This window comes from Micromonospora sp. PLK6-60 (genome assembly GCF_019890675.1).
Classification (GTDB): Bacteria; Actinomycetota; Actinomycetes; order Mycobacteriales; family Micromonosporaceae; genus Micromonospora.
Genome location: NZ_JAIOAA010000018.1, coordinates 58,015 through 82,403 on the forward strand (window position 1 = coordinate 58,015; position 24,389 = coordinate 82,403).

Annotated in this window: 26 protein-coding genes and 1 riboswitch; of the genes, 19 read left to right on the forward strand and 7 right to left on the reverse strand. The window is 74.6% G+C overall.

The window, feature by feature from the left end:
* Nucleotides 1–54: 54 nt before the first annotated feature.
* Together dnaJ and K7640_RS25380 are read left to right on the forward strand one after the other, a co-directional pair.
* On the forward strand, nucleotides 55–1,197 hold the full coding sequence (dnaJ, locus tag K7640_RS25375; RefSeq protein WP_222957428.1) for a molecular chaperone DnaJ: 1,143 nt from the start codon (nucleotides 55–57) through the stop codon (nucleotides 1,195–1,197).
* A gap of 1 nt (nucleotide 1,198) precedes the next feature.
* Nucleotides 1,199–1,933 carry a 16S rRNA (uracil(1498)-N(3))-methyltransferase gene (locus tag K7640_RS25380; protein ID WP_222957429.1) on the forward strand — a complete coding sequence of 245 codons (735 nt, stop codon included), beginning with the start codon at nucleotides 1,199–1,201 and terminating at the stop codon, nucleotides 1,931–1,933.
* Between the two features lie 505 nt (nucleotides 1,934–2,438).
* Here the strand turns inward: K7640_RS25380 and K7640_RS25385 are convergent.
* Entirely contained in the window at nucleotides 2,439–3,200 is a 762-nt protein-coding gene (locus K7640_RS25385) for an SDR family NAD(P)-dependent oxidoreductase (protein ID WP_222957430.1), read from the reverse strand.
* 145 nt (nucleotides 3,201–3,345) lie between these two features.
* Between K7640_RS25385 and K7640_RS25390 the strand changes: the two genes are divergently transcribed.
* From K7640_RS25390 to K7640_RS25425, 8 genes are all read left to right on the forward strand, one after another.
* The gene (locus K7640_RS25390) at nucleotides 3,346–3,696 is read left to right on the forward strand and encodes a histidine triad nucleotide-binding protein (RefSeq protein ID WP_222957431.1); all 351 of its coding nucleotides are present in this window, start codon (nucleotides 3,346–3,348) and stop codon (nucleotides 3,694–3,696) included.
* A gap of 59 nt (nucleotides 3,697–3,755) precedes the next feature.
* A complete protein-coding gene (locus K7640_RS25395) occupies nucleotides 3,756–5,132 on the forward strand; it encodes a serine hydrolase (protein WP_222957432.1) in 1,377 nt (458 codons plus the stop codon).
* Between the two features lie 135 nt (nucleotides 5,133–5,267).
* Nucleotides 5,268–6,323 (forward strand): PhoH family protein, encoded by a 1,056-nt coding sequence (locus K7640_RS25400; RefSeq protein WP_222957433.1) that lies wholly within the window; start codon nucleotides 5,268–5,270, stop codon nucleotides 6,321–6,323.
* A 19-nt stretch (nucleotides 6,324–6,342) separates the two neighbouring features.
* On the forward strand, nucleotides 6,343–6,816 hold the full coding sequence (ybeY, locus tag K7640_RS25405; protein WP_222957434.1) for an rRNA maturation RNase YbeY: 474 nt from the start codon (nucleotides 6,343–6,345) through the stop codon (nucleotides 6,814–6,816).
* Nucleotides 6,792–8,207: a hemolysin family protein gene (locus K7640_RS25410; RefSeq protein WP_222957478.1), complete on the forward strand. Its 1,416-nt coding sequence runs from the start codon at nucleotides 6,792–6,794 to the stop codon at nucleotides 8,205–8,207. Before ybeY ends, K7640_RS25410 begins: the two co-directional genes overlap by 25 nt.
* Nucleotides 8,200–8,586, forward strand: a complete 387-nt coding sequence (locus tag K7640_RS25415; RefSeq protein ID WP_222957435.1) for a cytidine deaminase — start codon at nucleotides 8,200–8,202, stop codon at nucleotides 8,584–8,586. The genes K7640_RS25410 and K7640_RS25415 overlap by 8 nt, the downstream gene beginning before the upstream one ends.
* Complete coding sequence (gene era, locus K7640_RS25420) at nucleotides 8,583–9,488, forward strand: GTPase Era (RefSeq protein ID WP_222957436.1); 906 nt, start codon at nucleotides 8,583–8,585, stop codon at nucleotides 9,486–9,488. Before K7640_RS25415 ends, era begins: the two co-directional genes overlap by 4 nt.
* Nucleotides 9,489–9,672: 184 nt before the next feature.
* Nucleotides 9,673–10,830 carry an acyltransferase gene (locus K7640_RS25425; protein ID WP_222957437.1) on the forward strand — a complete coding sequence of 386 codons (1,158 nt, stop codon included), beginning with the start codon at nucleotides 9,673–9,675 and terminating at the stop codon, nucleotides 10,828–10,830.
* On the opposite strand, the gene K7640_RS25430 is transcribed toward K7640_RS25425, so the two are convergent.
* Nucleotides 10,817–11,593, reverse strand: a complete 777-nt coding sequence (locus K7640_RS25430; protein ID WP_255609925.1) for a DUF4097 family beta strand repeat-containing protein — start codon at nucleotides 11,591–11,593, stop codon at nucleotides 10,817–10,819. The two genes, K7640_RS25425 and K7640_RS25430, sit on opposite strands and share 14 nt — an antisense overlap.
* A 101-nt stretch (nucleotides 11,594–11,694) precedes the next feature.
* On the opposite strand from K7640_RS25430, the gene recO reads away from it, so the two are divergent.
* The 5 genes from recO to K7640_RS25455 all read left to right on the forward strand — a co-directional run bounded on the left by recO (nucleotide 11,695) and on the right by K7640_RS25455 (nucleotide 15,815).
* Nucleotides 11,695–12,561, forward strand: a complete 867-nt coding sequence (gene recO / locus K7640_RS25435) for a DNA repair protein RecO (RefSeq protein ID WP_222957438.1) — start codon at nucleotides 11,695–11,697, stop codon at nucleotides 12,559–12,561.
* Between the two features lie 8 nt (nucleotides 12,562–12,569).
* Nucleotides 12,570–13,370: an isoprenyl transferase gene (locus K7640_RS25440; RefSeq protein ID WP_222957480.1), complete on the forward strand. Its 801-nt coding sequence runs from the start codon at nucleotides 12,570–12,572 to the stop codon at nucleotides 13,368–13,370.
* Between the two features lie 218 nt (nucleotides 13,371–13,588).
* On the forward strand, nucleotides 13,589–15,193 hold the full coding sequence (mptB, locus tag K7640_RS25445) for a polyprenol phosphomannose-dependent alpha 1,6 mannosyltransferase MptB (protein ID WP_222957439.1): 1,605 nt from the start codon (nucleotides 13,589–13,591) through the stop codon (nucleotides 15,191–15,193).
* 81 nt (nucleotides 15,194–15,274) lie between these two features.
* Nucleotides 15,275–15,460 carry a hypothetical protein gene (locus K7640_RS25450; RefSeq protein ID WP_222957440.1) on the forward strand — a complete coding sequence of 62 codons (186 nt, stop codon included), beginning with the start codon at nucleotides 15,275–15,277 and terminating at the stop codon, nucleotides 15,458–15,460.
* A gap of 130 nt (nucleotides 15,461–15,590) precedes the next feature.
* A complete protein-coding gene (locus K7640_RS25455; protein ID WP_222957441.1) occupies nucleotides 15,591–15,815 on the forward strand; it encodes a thioredoxin reductase in 225 nt (74 codons plus the stop codon).
* A gap of 61 nt (nucleotides 15,816–15,876) precedes the next feature.
* On the opposite strand, the gene gndA is transcribed toward K7640_RS25455, so the two are convergent.
* Nucleotides 15,877–17,319, reverse strand: a complete 1,443-nt coding sequence (gene gndA, locus K7640_RS25460; RefSeq protein ID WP_222957442.1) for an NADP-dependent phosphogluconate dehydrogenase — start codon at nucleotides 17,317–17,319, stop codon at nucleotides 15,877–15,879.
* 109 nt (nucleotides 17,320–17,428) lie between these two features.
* On the reverse strand, nucleotides 17,429–17,725 hold the full coding sequence (locus tag K7640_RS25465) for an MTH1187 family thiamine-binding protein (RefSeq protein ID WP_222957443.1): 297 nt from the start codon (nucleotides 17,723–17,725) through the stop codon (nucleotides 17,429–17,431).
* Nucleotides 17,726–17,897: 172 nt separating this feature from the next.
* Here K7640_RS25465 and K7640_RS25470 point away from each other — a divergent pair, with 172 nt between their 5' ends.
* Nucleotides 17,898–18,203, forward strand: a complete 306-nt coding sequence (locus tag K7640_RS25470) for a hypothetical protein (RefSeq protein WP_255609926.1) — start codon at nucleotides 17,898–17,900, stop codon at nucleotides 18,201–18,203.
* 544 nt (nucleotides 18,204–18,747) lie between these two features.
* Here the strand turns inward: K7640_RS25470 and K7640_RS25475 are convergent.
* The 3 genes from K7640_RS25475 to K7640_RS25485 form a co-directional block, all read right to left on the reverse strand.
* Nucleotides 18,748–19,548, reverse strand: coding sequence for an energy-coupling factor transporter transmembrane protein EcfT (locus K7640_RS25475; RefSeq protein ID WP_222957444.1), 801 nt, complete (start codon nucleotides 19,546–19,548; stop codon nucleotides 18,748–18,750).
* Between the two features lie 100 nt (nucleotides 19,549–19,648).
* A complete protein-coding gene (locus K7640_RS25480; protein ID WP_222957445.1) occupies nucleotides 19,649–21,064 on the reverse strand; it encodes an ABC transporter ATP-binding protein in 1,416 nt (471 codons plus the stop codon).
* Nucleotides 21,065–21,095: 31 nt separating this feature from the next.
* Nucleotides 21,096–21,686, reverse strand: a complete 591-nt coding sequence (locus tag K7640_RS25485; RefSeq protein WP_222957482.1) for an ECF transporter S component — start codon at nucleotides 21,684–21,686, stop codon at nucleotides 21,096–21,098.
* Nucleotides 21,687–21,759: 73 nt separating this feature from the next.
* Nucleotides 21,760–21,866, reverse strand: a riboswitch (TPP riboswitch).
* A gap of 92 nt (nucleotides 21,867–21,958) precedes the next feature.
* Between K7640_RS25485 and K7640_RS25490 the strand changes: the two genes are divergently transcribed.
* From K7640_RS25490 to K7640_RS25500, 3 genes are read left to right on the forward strand one after another with little or no spacing between them, the layout of a single operon-like run.
* On the forward strand, nucleotides 21,959–22,783 hold the full coding sequence (locus K7640_RS25490) for an alpha/beta fold hydrolase (RefSeq protein WP_222957446.1): 825 nt from the start codon (nucleotides 21,959–21,961) through the stop codon (nucleotides 22,781–22,783).
* A complete protein-coding gene (locus K7640_RS25495; RefSeq protein WP_222957447.1) occupies nucleotides 22,780–23,592 on the forward strand; it encodes an aminoglycoside N(3)-acetyltransferase in 813 nt (270 codons plus the stop codon). Before K7640_RS25490 ends, K7640_RS25495 begins: the two co-directional genes overlap by 4 nt.
* The gene (locus K7640_RS25500; protein ID WP_222957448.1) at nucleotides 23,589–24,338 is read left to right on the forward strand and encodes a sugar isomerase domain-containing protein; all 750 of its coding nucleotides are present in this window, start codon (nucleotides 23,589–23,591) and stop codon (nucleotides 24,336–24,338) included. The genes K7640_RS25495 and K7640_RS25500 overlap by 4 nt, the downstream gene beginning before the upstream one ends.
* Nucleotides 24,339–24,389: the final 51 nt, after the last annotated feature.

A 24,389-nucleotide genomic window follows, 5' to 3' on the forward strand; every position in this document is an offset into this window, starting at 1 on the left:
GCACCGGCCGGCGACCGGCGCAACCGCGAGACGAACACGAGGACACGGAACGCAGTGGCCAGGGACTACTACGGCATCCTCGGCGTGAGCCGGGAAGCCTCCGATGACGAGATCAAGCGCGCCTACCGCAAGCTGGCGCGGCAGTACCACCCGGACGTCAATCCGGACCCGGAGGCACAGGAGAAGTTCAAGGACATCAACGCCGCGTACGAGGTCCTCTCGGACGACCGGAAACGGCAGATCGTCGACCTGGGCGGTGACCCGCTCGCCCCGGGCGGCGGGGGTGGTGGCGCCGGCGGCCCCGGCGGCGCCGGCCCGTTCGTCGGCTTCCAGGACATCATGGACGCCTTCTTCGGCGGGGCGGCCGGCGGCGCGCGCGGGCCACGCCCGCGCACCCGGCCGGGCGCCGACGCCATCCTGCGCCTGGAGCTGGATCTCAACGAGACCGCCTTCGGCGTCGAGGCGCCGATCACCGTCGACACCGCGGTGCTCTGCACCACCTGCTCCGGCGCCGGCACCGCGGCCGGCACCCACCTGGCCACCTGTGAGGCGTGTGGCGGCCGGGGCGAGGTGCAGTCGGTGCAGCGCACCTTCCTCGGCCAGGTGGTCTCCGCCCGGCCGTGCACCGTCTGCCAGGGCTACGGCACCACCGTCCCGCACCCCTGCCCGACCTGCGCGGGCGACGGTCGGGTGCGCACCCGCCGGTCGCTGACCGTCAAGATCCCGGCCGGCGTCGAGGACGGCATGCGGATCCGGCTGGCCCAGCAGGGCGAGGTCGGCCCGGGCGGCGGCACCGCCGGCGACCTCTACGTGGAGATCCACGAGCGGCCGCACGACGTGTACTCCCGCAAGGGTGACGACCTGCACTGCCGGGTGACGGTGCCGATGACCGCCGCCGCGCTCGGCACCCGGCTGACCATCAAGACGCTGGACAGCGAGGAGACCGTCGACGTCAAACCCGGCACCCAGCCGGGCAGCACGCTGCGGCTGCGGGCCCGGGGCGTACCGCACCTGCGCGGCACCGGCCGGGGCGACCTCTACGTCCACCTGGACGTGCGGACTCCGACCAAGCTCGACGTCGACCAGGAGCGGATGCTGCGCGACTTCGCCAAGACCCGGGGCGAGGAGGTCGCCGAGCTGACCAAGCAGGGCGGCTTCTTCTCCCGGATGCGCGACGCGTTCAACGGGCACGCCTAAGGTGTCGGCGCCGCTGTTCCTGGTCGAGGCGCTGCCCACCGGCGACACGCTGACCCTGGACGGCCCGGAGGGGCGGCACGCGGCCACCGTCCAGCGGCTGCGGGTCGGCGAGGAGCTGGTGCTCGCCGACGGCCGGGGCGGCACGGCGGCCGCCGAGGTCACCGCCGTCGGCAAGGGCACGCTCGACACCCGGATCACCTCCCGGGGGTACGTCGACGCGCCCGTCCCGCGGCTGGTGGTGGTGCAGGGCATCGCCAAGGGCGACCGGGGCGAGTTGGCCGTGCAGGCGATGACCGAGGTCGGGGTCGACGAGATCGTGCCCTGGGCGGCGTCCCGCTCGGTGGCCCAGTGGCGGGGCGACCGGGGCGTACGGGCCCGGGAGAAGTGGGCGGCCACCGCCCGGGAGGCGGCCAAGCAGGCCCGCCGGGCGTGGCTGCCGGTGGTGGCCGGCGCGCCGGACGAGTCGACCACCACCGTCACCCGCCGGCTGGCCGGGGCGGGCGCGGCCTTCGTGCTGCACGAGGAGGCCGAGGAGCGGCTGAGCACCGCCGAGCTGCCCGAGACCGGGGAGATCGTGCTGGTGGTCGGCCCCGAGGGTGGCATCGCCCCGGCCGAGCTGTCCGCCTTCCGCGAGGCCGGCGCCCACCCGGTCCGCCTCGGCCCCACGGTCCTGCGCACCTCCACCGCCGGCGTGGCCGCCCTCAGCGTCCTCGCGGCCCGCCTCGGCCGCTGGTAGCCGCCGCCCGGCGGCCCCGCCCCGCCTCGGCCGCTGGTGGCCGCCGCCTGGCGGCCCCGCCCGGCCCGGCCGCCGGCGTCAGCCGGCTCGGTGGCCGCGTCTCCCGGCTGGCTGGACGACCCGCCGTCGGGCGACACGGCGAGTGTCCCGGCACCGCCGTTGGGCCCCGGCGGTCACCGCCGGCTCCGGGCGGCCCCCTTCGGAACGCATACCCGGCCGGCCGGGGCTACCCTTCCGATCGCCTTTGCTCTGCTGCGGCGGGAGCAACGCTTCTCGGCGTCGTTGCTCTGCTGCGGCGGGAGCAACACGCCCCGGCGCCTTTGCTCTGCTGCCCCGGGCGCGACACCTACCGCCGATAAGTGTCGCCTCCGCCGCAGCAGAGCAAAGGGTGGGAGGGGGATGGGTGGGCGCCGGGTGGGTCTGCGGGCAGCGGATGGGGCGCCGGCACGGGGGGCGTGGTCGAACCGACGGAGCACCCGGCCGTGCGCGGACGGGGAGTGCGGCGTCAGGTGCGCAGGTATGACGCGCCGTTGAGGTCGACGATCGTGCCGGAGGCCCATTCGGCCTCGGGGCTGGCCAGCCAGTGCACGGCGGCGGCGATCTCCTCGGGACGGGCCACCCGGTTGAACGGGGACTGGGCGCGGATCGCGTCGCCCCGCTCGCCGGCCAGGTGCGTCGTGGTCATGTCCGTCTCGACGAAGCCGGGCGCGACCGTCGCCACCGCGATGCCGTACGGCGCCAGCGCGAGCGCCAGCGACTGGCCCAGCGCGTTCAGGCCCGCCTTGCTGGCCCCGTACGCGGGCTGCTCCGGCTCGCCCCGGAAGGCACCCCGGGAGGAGACGTTGACGATCCGCCCACCCCGCCCACGCATGTGCTGGGCGGCGCACCAGGTCACGTTGGCGGCCCCGGTCAGGTTGGTCTCCACGACCAGCCGCCACTGCTCGCGCCACTGCTCGTAGGTGGCGCCGAAGACCGGGTGAGGACTGTCCCGCGGGCCGTACACCCCGGCGTTGTTGACCAGGACGTCGAGCCCACCCAGGGCCTGTGCCGCCGCGTCGACCATGGCGCGTACGCCGTCCGGGTCGGTCAGGTCGGCGCGGACCACCACGTGTCCGTCGCCGGGCAACTCGGCCCGTAGTGCCTCGGCGAGGTCCGCCGAGTCCCGGTGGTGGATCGCCACCCGGTCCCCGCCCGCCGCGAACGCCCGTGCCACCGCCCGACCGATGCCGCGCGAGGCCCCCGTCACCAGTACCGCCCGTCCCGCCATGGCCGCTATCCTGCCGCAGCCGGGGATGGCAGCCGGCACGGCGGTCGCGTCCCGGCACGGGCGGTCGCGTCCCGGCACGGGTGTTAACAAGGGGCCCTTCCCATACACGAGGCGTTAATAAGGGGCCCTTCCTTACACTGCCCGGATGGGAACCGACTGCCTGTTCTGCCGGATCGTCGCCGGGGAGATCCCGGCCACCATCGTGCGGGAGACCGACCGCACCGTCGCCTTCCGGGACATCGATCCCAAGGCGCCCACCCACGTGCTGGTCATTCCCAAGGAGCACTACGCCGACGTGGCGACGCTCGCCCTGGACGACCCGGGCCTGGCCGGCGAGGTGCTGGCCACCGCGGCGGCGGTGGCCGAGGAGGAGGGGCTGGACGCCGACGGCTTCCGGCTGATGTTCAACACCGGGGCGAACGGCGGTCAGGAGGTGTTCCACGTCCACGCGCACCTGCTCGGCGGCGCCCCCCTCGGCCCGATGCTGTGCGTGTAAGGAGGGGCCCCTTATTAACAGACGTCTGTTAATAAGGGGCCCCTCCTTACACTGCAACCATGATCAGCGTTGACGATCGGTTGGACCGGATGGTGCGGCGGGTGCAGGCCGACGCCCGGGTACCCGCTCTCGCGGCCGCCCTGCACCGGGCCGACCGCCCGCTCTGGACCGGCGCGGTGGGCGGCACAGGCAACGACACCCCGCTGGACGCGGACACCGTGTTCCGGATCGGCTCGGTCACCAAGACCTTCACCTCGGTGCTGGTCATGCAGTGCCGGGACGAGGGGCTGCTCGACCTGGATGACCCGATCGGGCGGCACCTGGACCTCCCGGCGCACGGGGACGCCACCGTACGCCGGCTGCTCTCGCACACCGCCGGCCTGCAACGCGAGCCGTACGGCGACGTGTGGGACAGCCTGCGCGCCCCGGGCGTCGACGAACTCCTCGCCGATCTGGCCCGGGCCGAGCGGGTGTTGCCCCCGGCGCGGCGCTACCACTACTCGAACCTGGGACTGGCCCTGCTGGGCGAGCTGGTGGCCCGGCTGCGCGGCGGTACCTGGGCGGAGGTGCTTGCCGACCGGGTGCTGGCCCCCCTCGGGCTGACCGGCACCGGGCCGGTGCCGGGTGAGCGGGCGGCGACCGGCTTCCTGGTCGACGCGTACTCCGACGAGGCCCACCCGGAGCAACCGACCGACTTCGGCGCGGTCGCGCCCGCCGCGCAGCTCTGGAGCACCGCCCCCGACATGGCCCGGTGGGCGGCGTTCCTGGCCGACCCGGCGGCGCTCGACCCGGCCGGCGCGGTGCTCGCCCCGGCCACCCTCGACGAGATGCGCTGGCCGCTGACCGTGACCGACGAGACCTCCTGGGGCGGCGGCTTCGGGCTGGGCCTGATCCTGGTGCCGCAGGAGAGCCGGGTGATGCACGTCGGCCACGACGGGGCGATGCCCGGCTTCCTGGCCGCCGTCTACGGCCGGCGGGGCGGCGAGGGTACGGCGGGCGCGATGGGCGCCGCGGTGCTCGCCTCCTCGGGCACCGCCGCGGAGATCTTCGACCTGCCGCACCGGTTGCTCGCCGCCGCGGCCGAGCACGACCCGGCGGAGATCGCGCCGTGGCGGCCCGGTCCGGCCGCCCCGGCGCACCTGCGCGGGGCGCTGGGCCGCTGGTGGGGCGAGGGTTTCGAGTACGTCTTCTCCTGGCACGACGGCACGCTGCGGGCCCGTGGCGCCGGCGACCCGGCCGGCAAGCCGCCGGCGGTGTTCGCGCCGCTGCCGGACCGGCCCGACGTGTTCCGGACGGTCGCCGGCCGGGAGGTCGGTGAGCTGCTGCGGCTGACCCGCGACGAGCGCGGCGTGGTGGTCCGGATGCACTGGGCGACCTACCGGTTCACCCGCCACCAGGAGACCTTCGACGGGTACGACTTCCGTGCCGGTAGTTGACCTTCAAGCAGTGGAAATGGACGAGGTGCCCCGGGTGTTGACCCGATACGATGGGGGCAACGTCCGTCCGCCGGGCCAGCGAGGTTCGGCGCCGAGATCGAGAGCAGGTGGCGCAGGGCCCGACGGGCCCGAGCTATGACCGACACCCCACCTCCCGCCCCGCCCCGGGTGCAGACCAGGATCACGGTTCCCGACCCGAAGATCATGGTGAACCTGCTCGGCGCGGGCGACGAGATCCTGCGCCTCGTCGAACGCTCGGTCACCAGCGACGTCCACGTGCGGGGCAACGAGATCACCATCACCGGCGCGCCCGCGGAGAACGCCCTCGCCGAGCGCCTCTTCAGCGAGTTGCTCGAACTCATCGAGAAAGGCGAGACCCTGACCACTGACGCGGTGCGGCGCACCGTCGGCATGCTCGAGCAGGGCAGCGCCGAGCGGCCCGCCGAGGTCCTGACGCTCAACATCCTCTCCCGTCGCGGGCGCACCATCCGTCCCAAGACCCTCGGGCAGAAGAAATACGTCGACTCGATCGACGCGAACACCATCGTCTTCGGCATCGGCCCCGCCGGCACCGGCAAGACCTACCTGGCCATGGCCAAGGCCGTCCAGGCCCTGCAGGCCAAGCAGGTCAACCGGATCATCCTGACCCGGCCGGCGGTCGAGGCGGGGGAGCGGCTGGGCTTCCTGCCCGGCACGCTCAACGAGAAGATCGACCCGTACCTGCGGCCGCTCTACGACGCGCTGCACGACATGCTCGACCCGGAGACCATCCCCAAGCTGATGGCCGCCGGCACCATCGAGGTGGCGCCGCTGGCATACATGCGGGGCCGGACGTTGAACGACGCGTTCATCATCCTCGACGAGGCGCAGAACACCACGCCCGAGCAGATGAAGATGTTCCTCACCCGGCTCGGCTTCGGTTCCAAGATCGTGGTCACCGGTGACGTCACCCAGGTGGACCTTCCCGGCGGGACGAGCAGCGGCCTGCGGGTGGTCCGGGAGATCCTGAACAACGTCGAGGACGTGCACTTCGCCCAGCTGTCCAGCTCCGACGTGGTCCGGCACCGGCTGGTCGGGGAGATCGTCGACGCGTACGCCCGCTGGGACGAGCGGGAGAACCAGCAGGCGCAGGGCGTGCACGCCGTGCCGGGGCGGCCCGCCCAGGGCGGCCGGGCCGGCCGGCGCCGTTAATTCCACCAGAGGAAGCCAGTTGTCCATCGAGATCGCCAACGAGTCCGGTGCCGAGGTCGACACCGACGCCGTGCTCGCCGTGGCCCGGCACGCGCTCGACGAGATGGGGGTCAACCCCCTCGCCGAGCTTTCCGTGCTGCTGGTCGACGTCGACTACATGACCGAGCTGAACCACCGCTGGATGGGTGGGGACGGCCCGACCGACGTGCTCGCCTTCCCCATGGACGAGGGCAGCGTCGACCACGGTCCCGGGGAGTCCGCCGCCACCGGCGGCGAGCCGGCGCTGCTCGGCGACATCGTGCTCTGCCCGGAGGTGGCGGCCAAGCAGGCGGCCACCGCCGGCCACGCCACCGCCGACGAGCTGCACCTGCTCACCGTGCACGGGGTGCTGCACCTGCTCGGCTACGACCACGCCGAGCCGGAGGAGGAGCGCGAGATGTTCGGGCTCCAGGCCCGGCTGCTGGCCAGCTGGCGGTCGACCCGGTCCCGGTGATGTCCTCCCCGACACTGGCGGCCGGCGCCGCACCCGGCCTGCCCGACCTGCAACTGATCTTCTTCGCGGCGGGCCTGGTGGTGCTCGCCGGGCTGATCGCGATGACCGAGGCCGCGCTGGCCGCGGTCTCCCCGGCGCGGGCCACCGAGCTGGCCCGGGACGGGGCGCGCGGCGCGCGTGCCCTCCAGGTGGTGGCCGCTGACGTGGTCCGCCACCTCAACCTGTTGCTGTTGCTGCGGCTGCTGGCCGAGTTGACCGCCACCACGCTTGTCGCGCTGGTCGCCGTGGACACCTTCGGCGCCGGCTGGCGGGCCGCGTTGGTCACCGCGGGCGCGATGACGGTGGTCAGCTTCGTGGTGGTCGGCGTGGCGCCGCGCACCATCGGCCGGCAGCACGCGCACGCGGTGGGGCGCGGGGTGGCCCCGCTGGTGCGCTGGCTGGGCCGGGCGTTGAACCCGCTCGCCTCGCTGCTGATCCTGATCGGCAACGCGGTGACCCCGGGCAAGGGTTTCCGGGAGGGTCCGTTCGCCACCCAGGTGGAGTTGCGGGAACTGGTCGACCTGGCCGAGCAGCGCGGTGTGGTGGAGCACGGCGAGCGGCAGATGATCCACTCGGTCTTCGCCCTGGGCGACACGATCGCCCGGGAGGTGATGGTGCCGCGCACCGAGATGGTCTGGATAGAGGAGGGCAAGAACCTCTCCCAGGCGCTCGTGCTCTTCCTGCGCTCCGGCTTCTCTCGGATCCCGGTGATCGGGGAGAGCGTGGACGACGTGCTCGGCGTGCTCTACCTCAAGGACCTGATCCGGCGTACCCAGGGTGGGGATCCCCGCACGACCCGGCTGCCGGTGTCGGAGCTGATGCGCCCGGCGACCTTCGTGCCGGAGTCCAAGCCGGTCGACGACCTGCTGTCGGAGATGCAGGCCGCCCGCAACCACCTGGTCATCGTCGTCGACGAGTACGGCGGCACCGGCGGGCTGGTCACCATCGAGGACATCCTGGAGGAGATCGTCGGTGAGATCACCGACGAGTACGATGTCGAACGCCCGCCGGTCGAGCGGCTGGCGGACGGGTCGGTCCGGGTGACCGCCCGACTGCCGGTGGAGAACCTGGGCGAACTGTTCGACACCGACCTGCCCACCGACGAGGTGGAGACGGTCGGGGGCCTGCTCGCCCAGGCGCTGGGCCGGGTGCCGATCCCCGGGGCGGCGGCCGAGGTGGCCGGGCTCCGGCTGGTCGCCGAGGGCACCACCGGCCGGCGCAACCGGATCGACACGCTGCTGGTCAGCCGGGTCGGGTCGGACGAGGGGCAGGACGCCCCGGGGCGCGGCGAGCAGGCCGAGTCCCGTGACCAGCAGAACCAACCCGAGGAGAGGCAACCCGCCGATGCCTGAGTCCGCCGCCGTACCGGCCGCCCGGCCGACCCCGTCCGATCCGGCCGAGTTGAGCGCCGAGGACGGCAAGCTGGTCGTCCTGGCCCGGGGCGCGCGCGCTCGGGTGGGCGCCGTGGAGGGCGCGGCGGTCCGCGACCAGGACGGCCGGACGTACGCCGCGGCGAGCGTCGCGCTGCCCTCGTTGACCCTGACCGCGCTCCAGCTCGCGGTCGCCTCGGCGGTCGCCGCGGGGGCCAGCCGGCTGGAGGCGGCGGTGGTGGTGACCGAGGCGTCGACGCTGGACGGGGCGGGGCACGCGGCGGTCCGCGACCTGGCCGCCGACGCGCCGATCCACGTGGCGGCGCCGGACGGCACGGTGCTGGGCACGGTGGTCGAGTGAGCGGCGCCGGTCAGCCGCAGGAGCGTCCGTACCGGGCGGGGTTCGCCTGTTTCGTCGGGCGGCCGAACGCGGGCAAGTCGACGCTTACCAACGCGATCGTCGGGCAGAAGATCGCGATCACCTCGAACAAGCCGCAGACCACCCGGCACGTGATCCGGGCCGTGCTGCACCGGCCGGACTCCCAGCTCGTCCTGGTCGACACCCCGGGGCTGCACCGTCCCCGTACGCTGCTCGGCGAGCGGTTGAACGACCTGGTCCGGGAGACCTGGAGCGAGGTCGACGTGATCGGGCTCTGCATCCCGGCGAACGAGCCGATCGGCCGCGGTGACCGGTTCATCACCGGTGAGATCGCCGAGCTGAAGGCCACCGTGATCGCGGTGGTCACCAAGACGGATCTGGTGGACCGCAAGCGGCTGGCGGAGCAGTTGCTCGCGGTGAGCCAGCTGGGGGAGTTCGCCGAGGTGGTGCCGGTCAGCGCGGTTTCCGGGCACCAGGTGGACACCCTGGTCGACGTGATGACCGGCTACCTGCCGCCGTCGCCGCAGCTCTATCCGGACGACATGCTCACCGACGAGCCGGAGCAGGTGCTGGTGGCCGAGCTGATCCGGGAGGCGGCGCTGGAGGGGGTCCGCGACGAGCTGCCGCACTCCATCGCGGTGGTGGTCGAGGAGATGATCCCCGAGGGCAAGCTCATGAAGATCTACGCCGACGTGTACGTCGAGCGGTCCAGCCAGAAGGCGATCGTGATCGGCCACCGGGCCAGCCGGCTCAAGCAGGTCGGTACGACCGCCCGTAAGCAGATCGAGGAGCTGCTGGGCGGCCGGGTCTACCTGGACCTGCACGTCCGGGTGGCCAAGGACTGGCAGCGCGATCCGAAGCAGCTGCGCAAGCTGGGCTTCTGACGGCTCCGGGGGCGCTCTGCCACCTCGTCCCGGTTTGTCGGGGAGCGCGGCCCGGCCGGTGATCCGTACCGGTCTGGCATATGGGATCTTTCACTTTCGTTCGGGGCGGCTGGCCGTTTTCCGGGTACGGCCAGCAGGGTAGGGAAGGACTGCTCCCCTGCCCCCGGACAATAGATGCAGGCTGATGCGCAACCGATACCTCGATCTCCTCCGCTTCCTGGCCATCGTTCGCGTTGTCGTCTACCACGTCACCGGTTACGCGGTGCTGACCCTGGTCTTCCCGGCCATGTCGGTCATGTTCGCGCTGGCCGGGTCGCTGATGGCGGCCTCGCTGGACCGGTCCGGTCCGCGGGCGGTGGGGCGCCGGCTGCGCCGCCTGCTGCCCTCGCTGTGGGTGGTCGCGGCGGTCTTCGTGCCGGCGATGCTGCTGACCGGCCTGCCGCTGACCAGCAAGGTGCTGCTCTGGTTCTTTCCGATCGCCGACCCGCCGGCCAACGGGTGGGGCGCGCTCGCGCTGAGCATCATCTGGTACCTGCGGGACTACCTGTGGTTCGTGCTCGCCTCGCCGGTCGCGCTCTGGCTGTTCCGCCGCTGGCCGCTGGCCACCCTGCTCGCCCCGTACGTCCTGCTCGCGGCGATCGAGTTCGGCCTGCTGCCGGCGGCGCCGGCGGTGCTGCGCGAGTTCGGCCTGTACTTCGGCGCCTGGCTGCTCGGCTTCGCCCACCACGACGGCATGCTCCGCCGGCTCGCCAACCGGGTGCTGCTGCCGGTGGTGGCGCTCGTCGGCGGCGCGGGCGCGGCCTGGATCGCCACCCACCCGGGTCCCCGGGGCTACGACCTCAACGACATCCACCTCGGCAACGCGCTCTGGTCGACCGCCTTCATCCTGGTCATGCTCGGCCGGGCGCCCGCCACGGCGGACTGGGTGGAGCGCAGCCCCCGGTTCAGCCGGGCGGTCACCGTGGTGAACCGGCGGGCCCTGACCATCTATCTCTGGCACATGTCGTTCGTGGTCGCCCTCACCCCGCTGGTCGACCTGGTGGGGATGTCCCGGACCGACCCGGTCGGCCTGGCGATCCGGGTGGTGCTGGTGTTCGCCCTGGTCGGCCTGGTCACCCTGCTGGTGGGCTGGGTCGAGGACGTGGCGGCCCGGCGCCCTCCGGAGCTGGTCCCGGGTGGCCGGCCCGGCGGCGGCGCGGCGCGTACGGTGCCGACCAGCCCGCCCCCGGCCGGCGCGGCCGGGCTGCCGGTGGGCGCCGACCGGGCGGTGGCCGGCGCGTCGCCCCGGGTGCCCGGCCCCCGCGACCACGCGGAGATGACCGGCTACCTCAGCGGGCGGTGAGGGTCACGTTGCCGCTGCCGGCGCTCACGTCGAGCAGCACCGACGCCCCCGGATCGTCGGCGATGCCCAGGTCGGCGTCGCCCGAGCCGGTGCTGGACCGCACCCGGTAGCGGCCGGCCGGCACCACCACCTGCACGTCGCCGCTGGCCGCGTGGGCGCGGGTGGGCACCGAAGCGGTGACGTCCAGGGTGACGTTGCCGGAGGACGCCTCGGCGTCCACCGCCCCGGCCAGCCGGCTGCCGGTGATGTTGCCGGAGCTGGCGCGCAGCCGGACCGGGCCGGCCACGTCGGTCACCTCGATGTTGCCGGAGCCGGTCTCCACCCGCACCGCGCCGCCCGCCCCGCGTACCTGGACGTCGCCCGAGCCGAGCCGGAACTCCACCGGCCCGGTGTCGCTGAACTCGACGTCACCGGAGCCGGTCTCGCCCCGCACCTCGACGCCCTTGGGCACGGTCACCTCGTAGGAGACCGAGCAGCGCCGCCCGCAGTCGGCGTCCAGCACCAGTTCGGTGCCGTCGATCCGCCAGGTCTCCGCCGGCTGGTCACCCTGGTAGCGCACCGTCCGCTTGACCCGCACCTCACCGGCCCGGCCGGTGCCGCGCAGCACCACGTCACCCGAGCCGGGGCGTACGGCGACCCGGTCGACCCGGGCCGACTCGGTGGTGTCGAAGTCCAGTCGCCGGGAGGGCAGGGTGTCACACCCGGCGAGGACGATCAGCAGGGCGGCGACGCCGGCGGCGGGCAGGGCGCGGGAAGCGGGCATGGCTGCACGCTACGGTCGCCCACCCCGGCACCACATCCGGGTTCCGCCGCCACCGCACCCCGAACGGACCCTGATTTCCCACCCCGAGAGAGAATGACCGGATGGCCGGATACCGCCGTCAGCTCTACCGCGACGACGCGGTGGTGCTGCGTGTGCAGAAGCTCGGCGAGTCCGACCGGATCATCACCCTGCTCACCCGCCGGCACGGCCGGCTGCGCGCGGTGGCCCGGGGGGTACGCCGCACCACCAGCAAGTTCGGCGCCCGGTTGGAGCCGTTCGGCCACGTGGACGTGCAGCTCGCCGGCGACCCGTCGGGCAACCTCGGCAGCTCGCTGCACAGCATCAGCCAGGCCGAGGGGATCGACCTGTACGGCAAGCGGTTCCTCGGCGACTACCCCCGCTACACGGCGGCAAGCGCGATCGCCGAGACGGCCGAGCGGCTCACCCCGGTCGAGCGGGAGCCGTCGCTGCGGCTGTTCCAGCTCACCCTGGGCGCGCTGAAGTCGCTGGCCAAGGGGGAGCACGCCACCACGCTGGTGCTCGACGCGTACCTGCTGCGCGGGATGTCCCTGGCCGGCTGGGCGCCGGCGCTGACCGCGTGCGCGGTCTGCGGCGAGCCGGGCCGGCACCGGGCGTTCTCCGTGCCGGCCGGGGGCGCGGTCTGCCCGGACTGCCGGCCGCCGGGGGCCGCCCATCCGGCCCCGGCCACCATCGACCTGATGTCCGCGCTGACCACCGGGGACTGGGTGCTCGCCGACGCCACCGACACCGGCGTACGCCGGGAGTGCAGCGGCCTGGTCGCGGCGCACCTGCAGTGGCACCTGGAACGCGCGCTACGCTCGCTGCCGCTGGTCGACCGGGGGGCGACCCCGGCGGCCGGACCGGTCCGGGCGGCCGGGCCCGGCGCGGTGCCGGCCCCGGCGGCCGACGCCGGGACAGTGGACGTGAGCAGGGAGACGACCGAGTGATCCGTTCGATGAGGGCCGGCCGGCGCGCGTCGGTGCCGCCGACACCGCACCCGTCGGGTGCCCGGCCGCCGGCGCTGCCCGCCGAGGCGCTGCCGAAGCACGTCGCGGTGGTGATGGACGGCAACGGCCGGTGGGCCAAGGATCGCGGGTTGCCCCGCACCAAGGGGCACGAGCAGGGCGAGTTCTCCCTCTTCGACACCATCGAGGGCGCCATCGAGCTGGGCATCCCCTACCTGTCGGCGTACGCGTTCTCCACCGAGAACTGGCGGCGCTCGCCGGAGGAGGTCCGCTTCCTGATGGGCTTCAACCGGGACGTCATCCGCCGCCGCCGGGACCAGCTGGTCGACCTGGGCGTGCGGGTGGTGTGGTCGGGGCGGGCCGGTCGGCTGTGGAAGAGCGTCATCTCGGAGTTGCAGACCGCGGAGGAGATGTCGCGGGGCAACTCGACGCTGACCCTGCAGTTCTGCGTGAACTACGGCGGCCAGGCGGAGATCGCCGACGCCGCCGCGGCGATCGCCCGCGAGGTGGCCGCCGGGCGGCTGCACCCCGACAAGGTCACCGAGAAGACGGTCCAGAAATACCTCTACCACCCCGAGGTCCCCGAGGTGGACCTCTTCCTGCGGCCCTCCGGCGAGCAGCGCACCTCCAACTTCATGCTGTGGCAGAGCGCGTACGCCGAGCTGGTCTTCCTGGACACGCTCTGGCCCGACTTCGACCGCCGTCACCTCTGGTATGCCTGCGAGCTCTACGCCCAGCGGGACCGGCGCTTCGGTGGTGCGCTGCCCAACCCGGTCGCGCCGCAGGTCTGAGTTCCCGGCACCGCAGTGTTCTCCCGGACGTCACGCAACACACCCTTCGCGGTACCCGTGCGGGGCGCCCACAGCGGTTAGATTCGCGCTGAGGGCGCAGCCATTTCCGCAGCTGGCGGGAGTGTGGTGACCAGCGAGGGCTGCCCCGCCTGGGGACGGCAGTCGCGACCCGCCCATTGAGGGTGGTCACTGCCCGGACGAATGGGTGCTGACTGCTGATGACGGTACGCGGTGCTGCCCCGACCGAATCCGGTGACCGGCGTCCGGGGCGGCTCCGGGCGGACGGCCCGGTCCTCTGCCGCCTGCTCGGGGCGGCCGGCTCGTCGACGATCGTGCTGGGCGGGCTGGTGGCGGGTGTGCGGCCGGCCGGCGAGGTGGCGATCGACCTGCCGCCCGTGCTCGCGCTCCGGGCCTCGACCGGGCTGTCGGTGTCCGTGGTCTACGTCGGGCTCACCATGCTGCTGCTCGCCTGGTGGCGGGTGGGCGCGTCGGTGCGTACCGCCGACGGGGTGTCGCCGCGCGGCCTGGCGACGACGCTGGTGTGGTGGGCGCTGCCGTTCGCCGTCGCCCTGCCGGTCTTCAGCGGCGACGTGCACAGCTACCTGGCCCAGGGGGCGATGACGAGCGCGGGCCTGGACGCCTACCGGGTGGGACCGGCCGCGTTGGGTGGTCCGCTCACCGTGAACGTGCCCGACATCTGGCAGCGCACGCCGGCGCCGTACGGCCCGGTCTTCCTGCACCTCGCCGCCGGGGTGACCGACGTGACCGGCGGTCGTGTCTGGGTGGGCATCGTCGGGATGCGGGTGCTGGCGCTGCTGGGGGTGGGGCTGCTGGTCTGGTCCGTGCCCCGGCTGGCGCGGGCCTGCGGGGTGCGGCCCGCCGCGGCGCTGTGGCTGGGGGTGCTCAACCCGCTCGTGCTGCTGCACCTGGTCGGTGACGCCCACAACGAGGCGGTGATGCTGGGTCTGATGTGCGTGGGCCTGGTCCTGGCGCTGCGGCGTCGACCGGCGCTCGGCGTCGTGTTGATCACGCTCGCCATGCTCGTCAAGGCCCCGGCGGCGCTGGCGCTGGCCTTCGTCGTACCCGTCTGGGCGGGTCAGCTCGGCGGTCGTCGACCGGCGTTGCGGGCGGCGCTGTGCACGGCGGCCGTCTCCGGCGGGACCGCCCTGCTGGTCACCGCGGTGGCCGGGACCGGCTTCGGCTGGGTACGGGCGCTGGGCACGCCCACCCACGCCCGCACCTGGATGTCGCTGAGCACCGACCTGGGCTGGGCGGTCGGCACCGTGCTGCACCGGCTGAGGGGCCTGGACGTCGAGGAGGTCCGGCACGCGGTGTGGCTGGTCGGTCTCGTCGTCGCCGCCGGCGCCTGCCTGGTGCTGTGGCGGCGCGGCGGGCGGCACCGGCCGGTCGGCACGCTCGGGTTGTGCCTCGGGGTGGTGGTCCTCGCCGGCCCGGTGGTGCATCCGTGGTATCTGCTGTGGGCGCTGGTGCCGCTCGCCGCGGGCGCCCGGGACCGAGCGACCCGCCGGGTGGTCGCGGCCGGTTCGGTGGCCCTCGTGTTGCTGGTCCTGCCCGGCGGCGTCCAACCCAGCCTGCCCGCGCTCGCCGGCGCGCTGGTCGGCACGTCGACGGTCCTCGTGGCGGCGGCCTGCGTCCACCTGTGCCGCCGACGTGCCGCGGTAGCTCCGTCGGCCGCGGTACCTCCGTCGGCGGCCGACCCGACCGGTGGCGAGCCGGTGCCGGCGAGCGTGGGTGAGCAGCGGAACACCCGGGCCGCGGCGGCCGACGACCAGCTCTCCGGCGCGGTGAGCGCAGGATCATAGCGCCCGACCCGGTCCGGTGAGGCTTACCGGGGTGACCGCTGGGGTATCACCTGGACAGCAGCCAACGCGGAGGTGAACCACATGATTCAGAAGCGGATCGGGCAGTGGGCGGTCATGGCGGTCGCCGTGCCGCTGGCAGCGGCCGGCGCGCGCCGACTCAGCAGCACCCTGGAGGCCCGTCGCGGCCCGACCGGGGTCAGCCGCCTGCTCACCAAGGGCGCCGACCTGCTCCGGCCGCAGAAGGCCAAGCGTCGTCGGTTCTTCTGACCTCGACGGCCGGTCCCGCCGGCCGTCCCGCGGACGCCCCGCATCCGGCTTTCCGGCCGGAGTGCGGGGCGTTCCGCTTACCATCGGCGCAGGGCGCGCCGCCGGGACGCGTCACCTACGGGGGTGGGGGATGCGCGATCTCCGGTACGAGATGACGGCCGCCCTGGCCGGGGCGGACCTGGCCGACCCGGGGCAGCGGGAACGGATCGCCGACCTGTGCGCCGGGGTGGCCGAGCGGTACTGCGCCGACCTCGGGCACACCCCGGCGGTGCGCTCCGGCGAGATCGCCGAGCTGGCCACCGGGGAGCCGGTGGCCGGCTGGGCGCCCGCCGAGGAGACCCCGCGGGGTTGGTGAGGCTTCGGCCCGCCCCTCGGGTTCCGGCACCTGTCCAGGGCTCAGGGCACCTGACCGGGGCTCAGGCCTCCACCTCGGAGCGGTCGCCCGCCCAGAGCGTGTGGAACGCGCCGTCCCGGTCCACCCGGCGGTAGGTGTGTGCGCCGAAGTCGTCCCGCAGCCCCTGGATCAGCGCGGCCGGCAGGCGCTCCGCCCGCAGCGCGTCGAAGTAGGCGAGCGACGACGAGAAGGCCGGGGTGGGCACGCCGGCGCGGGCCGCGTCGGCCACCACCCGCCGCCAGCCGGGCACCCCGTCGGTGACCCGCTCGGCGAACCACGGGGCGACCAGCAGCGTGGCCAGCTCCGGCTCGGCGTCGTACGCCTCCTTGATCCGGTCCAGGAAGCGGGCCCGGATGATGCAGCCGCCCCGCCAGATGGTGGCGGTACCACCCAGGTCGATGTCCCAGTCGTACTCCCGGCTGCCGGCGCGGATCTGGTCGAAGCCCTGCGCGTACGCGACGATCTTGCTGGCCAGCAGCGCGCGCCGGACGTCCTCGACGAACGTCTCCCGGTCGTCCACCTGCCACTTGGCGCCCGCGTCACCGAAGGCCCGGCGGGCTGCCGCCCGCTGGTCGGCGTGCCCGGACAGTGACCGGGCGAAGGTGGCCTCGGCGATGCCGGTGATGGGGATGCCCAGGTCCAGCGCGCTCTGCACGGTCCAGCGGCCGGTGCCCTTCTGCTCGGCCTGGTCGAGCACGACGTCGACGAACGGCCGGCCGGTGGCCGCGTCGGTGTGCCCGAGCACGTCGGCGGTGATCTCGATCAGGAACGACTCCAGCTCGCCGCCGTTCCACTCCCGGAAGATCTCCGCGATCTCCGCCGGGCTCGCCGACAGGCCGGCCCGCAGCAGGTCGTACGCCTCGGCGATGAGCTGCATGTCGGCGTACTCGATGCCGTTGTGCACCATCTTCACGAAGTGACCGGCGCCGTCCGGGCCGATGTGCCGGCAGCACGGCGTGCCGTCGACGTGCGCGGAGATCTTCTCGAAGATCGGGCCGAGCTTGCGATAGGACTCGGCCGAGCCGCCGGGCATGATGCTCGGGCCGCGCAGCGCGCCCTCCTCGCCGCCGGAGACGCCGGTGCCGACGAAGTGCAGGCCGTGCCCGCGCAGCGTTTCCTCCCGGCGGCGGGTGTCGGCGAAGTGCGCGTTGCCGCAGTCGACGACGATGTCCCCCTCCTCCAGCAGCGGGATCAGCTCGTCGATCACCGCGTCGGTGGGGGCGCCCGCCTTCACCATGACGATCACCGCCCGGGGGCGCTCCAGCGAGGCGACGAAGTCGGCCAGGGACTCCGAGGCGACGAAGGTGCCCTCGTCGCCGTGCTCGGCCACCAGGCTGCGGGTGCGCTCCGGCGACCGGTTGTGCAGCGCGACCCGGAAGCCGTTGCGGGCCAGGTTGCGGGCCAGGTTTCGCCCCATCACCGCCAGCCCGGTGACCCCGATCTGCGCCGTCGCCTGCTGTGCCATGCGCACCGCCACCCTTCGTCTCCGGTACCCGTCCTGTGACCGTATCGCGGCCGGCGGAGAACCGGGCCAGTGGGTCGACGGGCGGTGAGCGGCTCGTTCCGTTGGGTCGTCAGCTCTCGGCCAGGCGGGCCTCGACATGGGCGACCTTGGCGTGCATGGCGTCGGTGACCCCGGGCCGGATGTCGGCCTTGAGCACCACGCTGACCCGAGGTGCCCGCGCCGAGACGACGTCGACGGCGCGCTTCACCACGGCCATCACCTCGTCCCACTCACCCTCGACGGTGGTGAACATGGCGTCGGTGCGGTTCGGCAGGCCGGACTCGCGGACGACCCGGACGGCGTCGGCGACCAGCTCGCCCACGGACTCACCCACGCCGAGCGGGGTGATCGAGAACGCGATCAGCATGCCGCCGATGGTGCCAGTAATTCGGGTGCGGCTGCGTCCGACCGTCGGCTAGCGTCTCCGGCATGCGTAACTGACGCCCCTTCCGAGCCCCGGTCCGCCGCCGTTCCCGGCCCGTGGACCCGTCCTGCTCCGGGCGTCCGCATCCCCTCCCCGCCGTCGGGCGGAGACCGTCGTGATCGGGCTCGCCGGAGCGCATCCGCGCGTCGCGATCGGCGCGCCCCCGACCGACAGGAGGCCCCGGATGCCCGCCAAGCGCAGTCCGAAGAAATCCCGCAAGCCGTCGCCGTCCCTGGTGGACATGACCCCGACGGATCTCGACGCCCGCACCGTGGCGCCGGTCGCCGTGCCGCCGGTGGTGGCGACGCCGACCGGGGCGACGCCGCCGACGGCCGGCCCGCGTACCACCGGCGGCGCGCGCCTGACCGGCCGCGGCCAGCGGGTCGGCCAGAACCGGTTCTACGCCTTCCGGCGCAGCTGACCGGCTCCGCCGGGCGGCCTCCGGCCGTCGCGGCCTTGTGGTGGTCGGACGGCCCGCTGCCGTAGCCGCCTTGTGGTGGGTGCGGCCCTGGGTGTCGCGGCCTTGTGGTGGTCGGGCGGCCCGCCGCTGTCGCGGCCTTGTGGTGGTTGCGGCCCTGGCTGTCGCGGCCTTTGAGCGGTCGGCGGCCTGGCCCGTCGGCAGCCGGCCCGTCCCAGCCAGGTCGGGCGGTGAGGTATTCGAGCGTGATGACTCTGAGGTATAAATATACCTCAGAGTCATCACGCTCAATGGCACCAGCCGGGGTCGCCGGCCTCGGCGCCCTCGGCCGATCCGCCCGTCGACCGAGCCGCCCGCCCGCTGGCCGAGCCGCCTCCTCATGGCCTCGCGCCCGCGCGCCAACGACGTCCGCCGGCCTGCGCGTCCGCCGGCCTGCGCGTCCGCCGGCCTGCGCGTCCGCCGGCCTGCGCGTCCGCCGGCCCGCACGTCCGCCGGCCCGCACGTCCGCCGGTCTGCGCTTTCGCCGGTCTGCCCGTGCGCCGCAGGCTCAGCCGAGCAGCGGGCGGAAGGTGCCGAGCAGGACGCTGACCGTCAGCGCCGCGCCGGCCACCAGCCCCGCCCCGGCCACCAGCAGGCCGTCCGCGAGCCCGAAGCGCTGCGGCCGGGCGACAGTGCGGGGCACCCCGGCGTCGAAGCCGCGGGCATCCATCGCCACGGCCAGCCGGGTGCCGCGCCGGATCGCGCCGACCAGCAGCGCGAACGCGGTGGACCCGAACAGCCGCAGTTTCGCCAGCGGGTTGCGGCCGGCGTCCACGCCGCGCGCCCGGCGGGCCATGCTGATCATCTGCCACTCCTGCTCCAGGAGCGGCACCAGCCGGAACGCCGCCAGCGCGCCGATGGCGAACCGGGCCGGCGCCTTCGCGTTCTGGACCAGCGCGTCGGCCAGGTCGGTGGCGTCGGTGGTGGCGAAGACGATCACCCCGGGCAGCGCCACCGCCAGCAGCCGCAGCACCAGGCCGAGCGCGGTGACCAACACCCCGGAGGTGACCAGGACGGGGCCGGCGTCGAGCAGCACCGGGCCGGACCGGTCGGCGGCGAAGAGCACCAGCGTGACCAGGATGCCGGCGGCGCCGGCCAGCAGCGGCCAGGCCCGCCGGGCCAGCACCCGGTAGCGGACGCCGAACAGCGGCAGCACGGCCAGCTCGACCGCGAGTGCGAGGGCGGGGGCTACCGGGTCCAGCGTGGCCAGCAGGATGAACGAGAAGACCAGCGCGGCGGCCAGCTTCGCCACCGGGTTGCGCCGGGCCAGCGGCGCACCGGGCGCGGCGACCGGCTCGATGCTGATCACCGCCGACGCTCCCGGGTGGCCGTCCGGTCGGGGCCGTTGCCGGCTGCGACGGCGGTCGGCGTAGCGACGTGGCCGGGCGGATGCGGTGCGGCCGTGCCGCTCATCGGCGCTCCAGGGTGACGGTCCGGTCGGCCAGCGCGGCGACGAAGTCCGCGTCGTGGGTGACCGTGACGATGCCGTGGCCGGCGTCGCGCAGCTCGGCGAAGAGGTCGACAAGCGCCAGCCACGTCCGCCGGTCCTGGCCGAACGTCGGCTCGTCGCAGATCAGCAGGCGGGGCGCGGTGGCCAGGGCGGTCGCCACGCTCAGCCGCCGCGCCTCCCCACCGGAGAGGGTGTACGGGTTGGCGCCCGCCAGTCGGCTCAGGCCCAGCCGCTCCAGCAGCGCGTCCACGGTGGCGCGTACCGCCGGCTCGGGCTGGCCGGTGCGGCGCGGCCCGAGCGCCAACTCGTCGTGCACGGTGCCGGTGACGAACTGGTGCTCCGGGTCCTGGAACACCGAGCCGATCCGCCGGGTCAGGGCGGGGGCTCGCCAGCGGTGCGGGGGAGTACGGGCGTCCCGGCCGGCGAGTGCGGCGGAGGCGGTGGCCGTACCGGTGCCGGGGCGGAGCAGCCCGCCCAGCAGCAGGGCCAGGGTGGACTTGCCGGCGCCGTTCGGGCCGAGCACGGCGAGCGCCTCGCCGGCGCGTACCCGGAGGTCGGTGGGGCCGAGCCGGGGTGGCAGGCCGAGCCGGTCGGCGGTGAGCAGCAGGTACCCGGCCGGGCCGCCGGCCTGCCGCTGCGGCACGGTCCGGCCCGGCACCCAGACGCCCTCGGCGGCGAGCGCGTCGCCGTGCCGGGCGAAGACCTCGGCGGACGGTCCGTCGGCCCGGACCCCGCCGCCGGCCGCCAGCACGACCACCCGGTCGACAAGCGGCAGGGCCTCGGCCACCCGGTGCTCGACCAGGATCAGCGTGGTGTCGTCGTCCGTGGCGCGGGCGACGGCGGTGCGGACCAGTGCCGCGCCGGCCGGGTCGAGGTTGGCGGTGGGCTCGTCGAGCAGCAGCAGGTCCGGCCGGAGGGCGAGCGCACCGGCCAGGGCCAGCCGCTGCTGCTCGCCGCCGGAGAGCGCGGCGGTGGGCCGGTCCCGGCGGTACGGGAAGCCGACCCGGTGCAGCGCCTCGTCCACCCGGGGCCAGATCTCCTCGGCCGGTACGCCCCGGTTCTCCAGCCCGAACGCGACGTCGTCGCCGCTGCGGGCCATCACCAACTGGCTCTCCGGGTCCTGGAAGACGATGCCGACCCGTTCCCGGGCCTTGCGCGGGTCGAGCCCGTCGACCTCGGCGGTGCCCTCCTGCTCGCCGGAGTCCTCGGCGAGCAGGCCGGCGAGCGCGGCGAGCAGGGTGCTCTTGCCCGCCCCGGAGGGGCCGAGCAGCAGCACCCGCTCGCCGCGCTCGATGCGCAGGTCCAGCCCGCGTACCGCCCAGCGTTTCCGCCCGGCGTGCCGCCAGCCGAACCCGCGCAGCACCACCTCGCTCACCCGGCCGCGCCCCCTTCCACTGCGCCGGCGGTCAGACCGCGGCGCGTTCGCGGCCGGCCGGGAAACGGTCCAGCACGCCGGTGTTGGCCAGGGCACGGGTGAGCAGCCAGCCACCCAGACCCGCGACGATCGCGGCACTGACCACGGTCAGCGCCCCGTACGTCAGCCGGTAGCCCATCCCGTACTCGCTGTTCCAGACGAAGAAGTCGAACAGGGCGGCGCTCAGGCCGGTCAACGCCCCGGCCAGCAGCGCGGTCGGCAGCCGGAACGAGCGGTAGGCGAAGGCGGCGAAGGCCAGCTCCGCGCCGAGCCCCTGGATCAGGCCCTGCACGATGGTGATGCCGCCCCACTCCGCGCCGAGCAGCGCGGACACGGTCGCGGCGACCGCCTCGCAGAACAGTGCCGCGCCCGGCTTGCGGATGATCAGGCCGCCCAGCACCGCCGGGACCAGCCAGACGCCGTAGAGGATCGCCTGGGTGGCCGGCGCGGCGGCGAAGGCCGGGTCGCTGGCCTTCCAGACCAGGCCCCAGGCCCAGAAGATGACGCCGAAGGCCACGGCGATCACCGCGGCGACCACGATGTCGATCGTGCGCCACTGCCTGCTGTTGGTGGTGTTGTCCATGCGGTGCTCCCAGTCCAGTGAACGAACCAGGAGAAGACGCACGCCGTGACCGGACGAACCGGACGACGGCGCGGCTGGAGGTCGACCGAACTCCCTGCGCTGGCATTACCCAGATCAGGTTCGAGGGTCTGCGGGCCTCGGCCCGCACTCTCAGCGCTGTGCGCTCCCCTGTCGGAGGTGAAGTTGTCTCTCCTGCCAGACGCTAGCACCGACCCGGGGCGCCGGCCCAGGTGGGCGGCTGGGGCGGGGCGAAACCGGTTAGGCTGCCGATCATGCGGGTCGACGCACGGGGTCTCACGTTCGAGGTACGCGTCGGTGGGCCGGCGGACGGCGAGCCGGTGCTGCTGCTGCACGGCTTCCCTCAGCACAGCGGCGAGTGGGACGACGTGACGCCCGCGCTGCACGCCGCCGGGCTGCGCACGTACGCGCTGGACCAGCGCGGCTACTCGCCGGGGGCGCGGCCGGCGGCGGTCGAGGCGTACCGGATCCCGGAGCTGGTGGCCGACGCGGCCGGCGTGCTGGACGCGCTCGGCGTGCCCGCCGCGCACCTGGTCGGGCACGACTGGGGCGCGGTCGTGGCGTGGGGGCTGGCAGCGGCCCACCCCGACCGGGTGCGGACGCTGACCGCGGTCTCCGTGCCGCACCCGGCGGCGATGGCGCGGGCGCTGGCCGACGACCCACGGCAGAAGGCCCGCTCGTCGTACATGGCGCTGTTCCGGATGCCCGGCAAGGCGGAGAAGGTGCTGCTCGGGCTGCGCGCCGCCGCGCTGCGCCGGATGCTCGGCGGGGTCGGCGACGCCGCCCGGGTGGCCCGCTACGCCGACCCGATGCGCGAGCCGGGCGCGCTGACCGCCGCGCTGAACTGGTACCGGGCGATGACCGGGTCGGACCTGCGGGCGGTCGGCCCGGTGACGGTGCCCACCAGCTACGTCTGGAGCGACCGGGACGTGGCCATCGGGCGGACCGCCGCGCAGGGCTGCGCCGGGCACGTGACCGGGGACTACCGCTTCGTCGAGCTGACCGGGGTCACCCACTGGATCCCCGACGAGGCGCCCGACCGGCTCGCCGAGGCGATCATCGCCCGGGCCGGCCGGTGAGCGCGTCCGCCGCGCCGGCCCGGCCGCACACCCGCGCCTCGCTCGCCGCCCAGCTACGCGCCCTCGGCGTACGCCCCGGCGGGACCGTGCTGGTGCACGCGGCCCTGCGCCGGCTGGGTTTCCTCTGCGGCGGGCCCGAGGCGGTGCTGCTCGCCCTGCGCGACGTGCTCGGCCCGGACGGCACGGTGGTGGTGCCCACCCACACCCCGGACAACAGCGACCCGGCGGGGTGGAGCAACCCGCCGGTGCCGGCGGACTGGTGGCCGGTCATCCGGGCGGAGCTGCCGGCCTTCGACCCGGCGGTCACCCCCAGCCGGTTCATGGGCGCCCTGGCCGAGCTGGTCCGGACCTCGCCCGGGGCTCGGCGCAGCGACCACCCGCACGTGTCGTTCGCCGCGCTCGGCCCGGCCGCCGAGCGGATCGTCGCCGGCCACGCGCTGGCCGACATGCTCGGCGAGGGCTCCCCGCTGGCCCGCCTCTACGACCTCGACGCCGACGTGCTGCTGCTCGGCGTCGACCACGGCCACAGCACCTCGCTGCACCTGGCCGAGTACCGGCAGCCGGCGGCGCCCCGGCAGCGCTGCGGCGCGGCGGTGCGCGCCGGCGACGGCGGTCGGGACTGGGTGTGGTGGGACGACGTCGACCTGGACGAGAGCGACTTCGACCGGATCGGCGCCGACCTGGAGGCCACCGGCGCGGTCCGGCTCGGCCCGGTCGGTGACGGGACCGGCCGGCTGGTGCGGCAGCGGGCGGCGGTCGACTTCGCGGTGGGCTGGCTGGCCCGCCACCGACGGACGGAGGAAACATGACGGTGAGCGCGGAGGCGTACCTGGCGGTGGTCACCGAGACGATCGACCGGGTGGCGCGGACCCAGCGCGCCGCCGTCGGGCGGGCCGCCGACCTGATCGCCGAGGCGCTGCGGGCCGACGGCATCGTGCACGCGTTCGGCACCGGCCACTCCGAGGCCCTCGCCATGGAGATCGCCGGCCGGGCCGGCGGGCTGGTGCCCACCAACCGGATCGCGCTGCGCGACCTGGTGCTGCGCGGCGGCGAGCCGGCCGACATCCTGGGCCCGAAGCTGGAACGCGACCCGGCCGTGGCGCACCGCCTCTACGCGCTGGCCCCGGTGCGCCCGGCGGACATCTTCGTGCTGGCCTCCAACTCCGGGGTGAACGGGGCGATGGTGGAGTTCGCCGCCCTGGTCGCCGAGCGGGGGCACCGCCTCGTCGCGATCACCTCGGCGGAGCACTCGGCCCGGATGACGTCGCGCCACCCGTCCGGGCGCAAGCTCGCCGACTTGGCCGACGTGGTGCTGGACAACGGCTCCCCGTACGGCGACGCGACGCTCCCGTTGCCCGGCGGCGGCGCGGTCGGCGCGGTCTCCTCGATCACCGCGGCGCTGCTGGCGCAGCAGGTCGTGGCGGAGGTGGTGGCGCGGCTGCTGGCGGCGGGGGAGCGGCCCCCGGTCTATCTGTCGGCGAACATCGCCGGCGGCGACGAGCACAACGACGCGCTGGAGGCCCGCTACGCCGGCCGGATCCGCCGCGGGTCATGAGCCGGTTTCGCCATCGTCGCGGCGGGGCACTTCCGGCGCTGCCGGCGGGAC

What these genes read in the sequence shown, in the direction of transcription:
- K7640_RS25425 (WP_222957437.1), top strand. Translation starts at nt 9,673, where the DNA reads ATGCGCAACCGATACCTCGATCTCCTCCGCTTCCTGGCCATCGTTCGC.
- K7640_RS25465 (WP_222957443.1), bottom strand. Translation starts at nt 17,725, where the DNA reads ATGCTGATCGCGTTCTCGATCACCCCGCTCGGCGTGGGTGAGTCCGTG.
- recO (WP_222957438.1), top strand. Translation starts at nt 11,695, where the DNA reads ATGGCCGGATACCGCCGTCAGCTCTACCGCGACGACGCGGTGGTGCTG.
- K7640_RS25485 (WP_222957482.1), bottom strand. Translation starts at nt 21,686, where the DNA reads ATGGACAACACCACCAACAGCAGGCAGTGGCGCACGATCGACATCGTG.
- K7640_RS25390 (WP_222957431.1), top strand. Translation starts at nt 3,346, where the DNA reads ATGGGAACCGACTGCCTGTTCTGCCGGATCGTCGCCGGGGAGATCCCG.
- K7640_RS25430 (WP_255609925.1), bottom strand. Translation starts at nt 11,593, where the DNA reads ATGCCCGCTTCCCGCGCCCTGCCCGCCGCCGGCGTCGCCGCCCTGCTG.
- mptB (WP_222957439.1), top strand. Translation starts at nt 13,589, where the DNA reads ATGACGGTACGCGGTGCTGCCCCGACCGAATCCGGTGACCGGCGTCCG.
- K7640_RS25440 (WP_222957480.1), top strand. Translation starts at nt 12,570, where the DNA reads ATGAGGGCCGGCCGGCGCGCGTCGGTGCCGCCGACACCGCACCCGTCG.
- K7640_RS25385 (WP_222957430.1), bottom strand. Translation starts at nt 3,200, where the DNA reads ATGGCGGGACGGGCGGTACTGGTGACGGGGGCCTCGCGCGGCATCGGT.
- K7640_RS25400 (WP_222957433.1), top strand. Translation starts at nt 5,268, where the DNA reads ATGACCGACACCCCACCTCCCGCCCCGCCCCGGGTGCAGACCAGGATC.
- K7640_RS25450 (WP_222957440.1), top strand. Translation starts at nt 15,275, where the DNA reads ATGATTCAGAAGCGGATCGGGCAGTGGGCGGTCATGGCGGTCGCCGTG.
- K7640_RS25415 (WP_222957435.1), top strand. Translation starts at nt 8,200, where the DNA reads ATGCCTGAGTCCGCCGCCGTACCGGCCGCCCGGCCGACCCCGTCCGAT.
- K7640_RS25490 (WP_222957446.1), top strand. Translation starts at nt 21,959, where the DNA reads ATGCGGGTCGACGCACGGGGTCTCACGTTCGAGGTACGCGTCGGTGGG.
- K7640_RS25500 (WP_222957448.1), top strand. Translation starts at nt 23,589, where the DNA reads ATGACGGTGAGCGCGGAGGCGTACCTGGCGGTGGTCACCGAGACGATC.
- K7640_RS25395 (WP_222957432.1), top strand. Translation starts at nt 3,756, where the DNA reads ATGATCAGCGTTGACGATCGGTTGGACCGGATGGTGCGGCGGGTGCAG.
- K7640_RS25455 (WP_222957441.1), top strand. Translation starts at nt 15,591, where the DNA reads ATGCGCGATCTCCGGTACGAGATGACGGCCGCCCTGGCCGGGGCGGAC.
- gndA (WP_222957442.1), bottom strand. Translation starts at nt 17,319, where the DNA reads ATGGCACAGCAGGCGACGGCGCAGATCGGGGTCACCGGGCTGGCGGTG.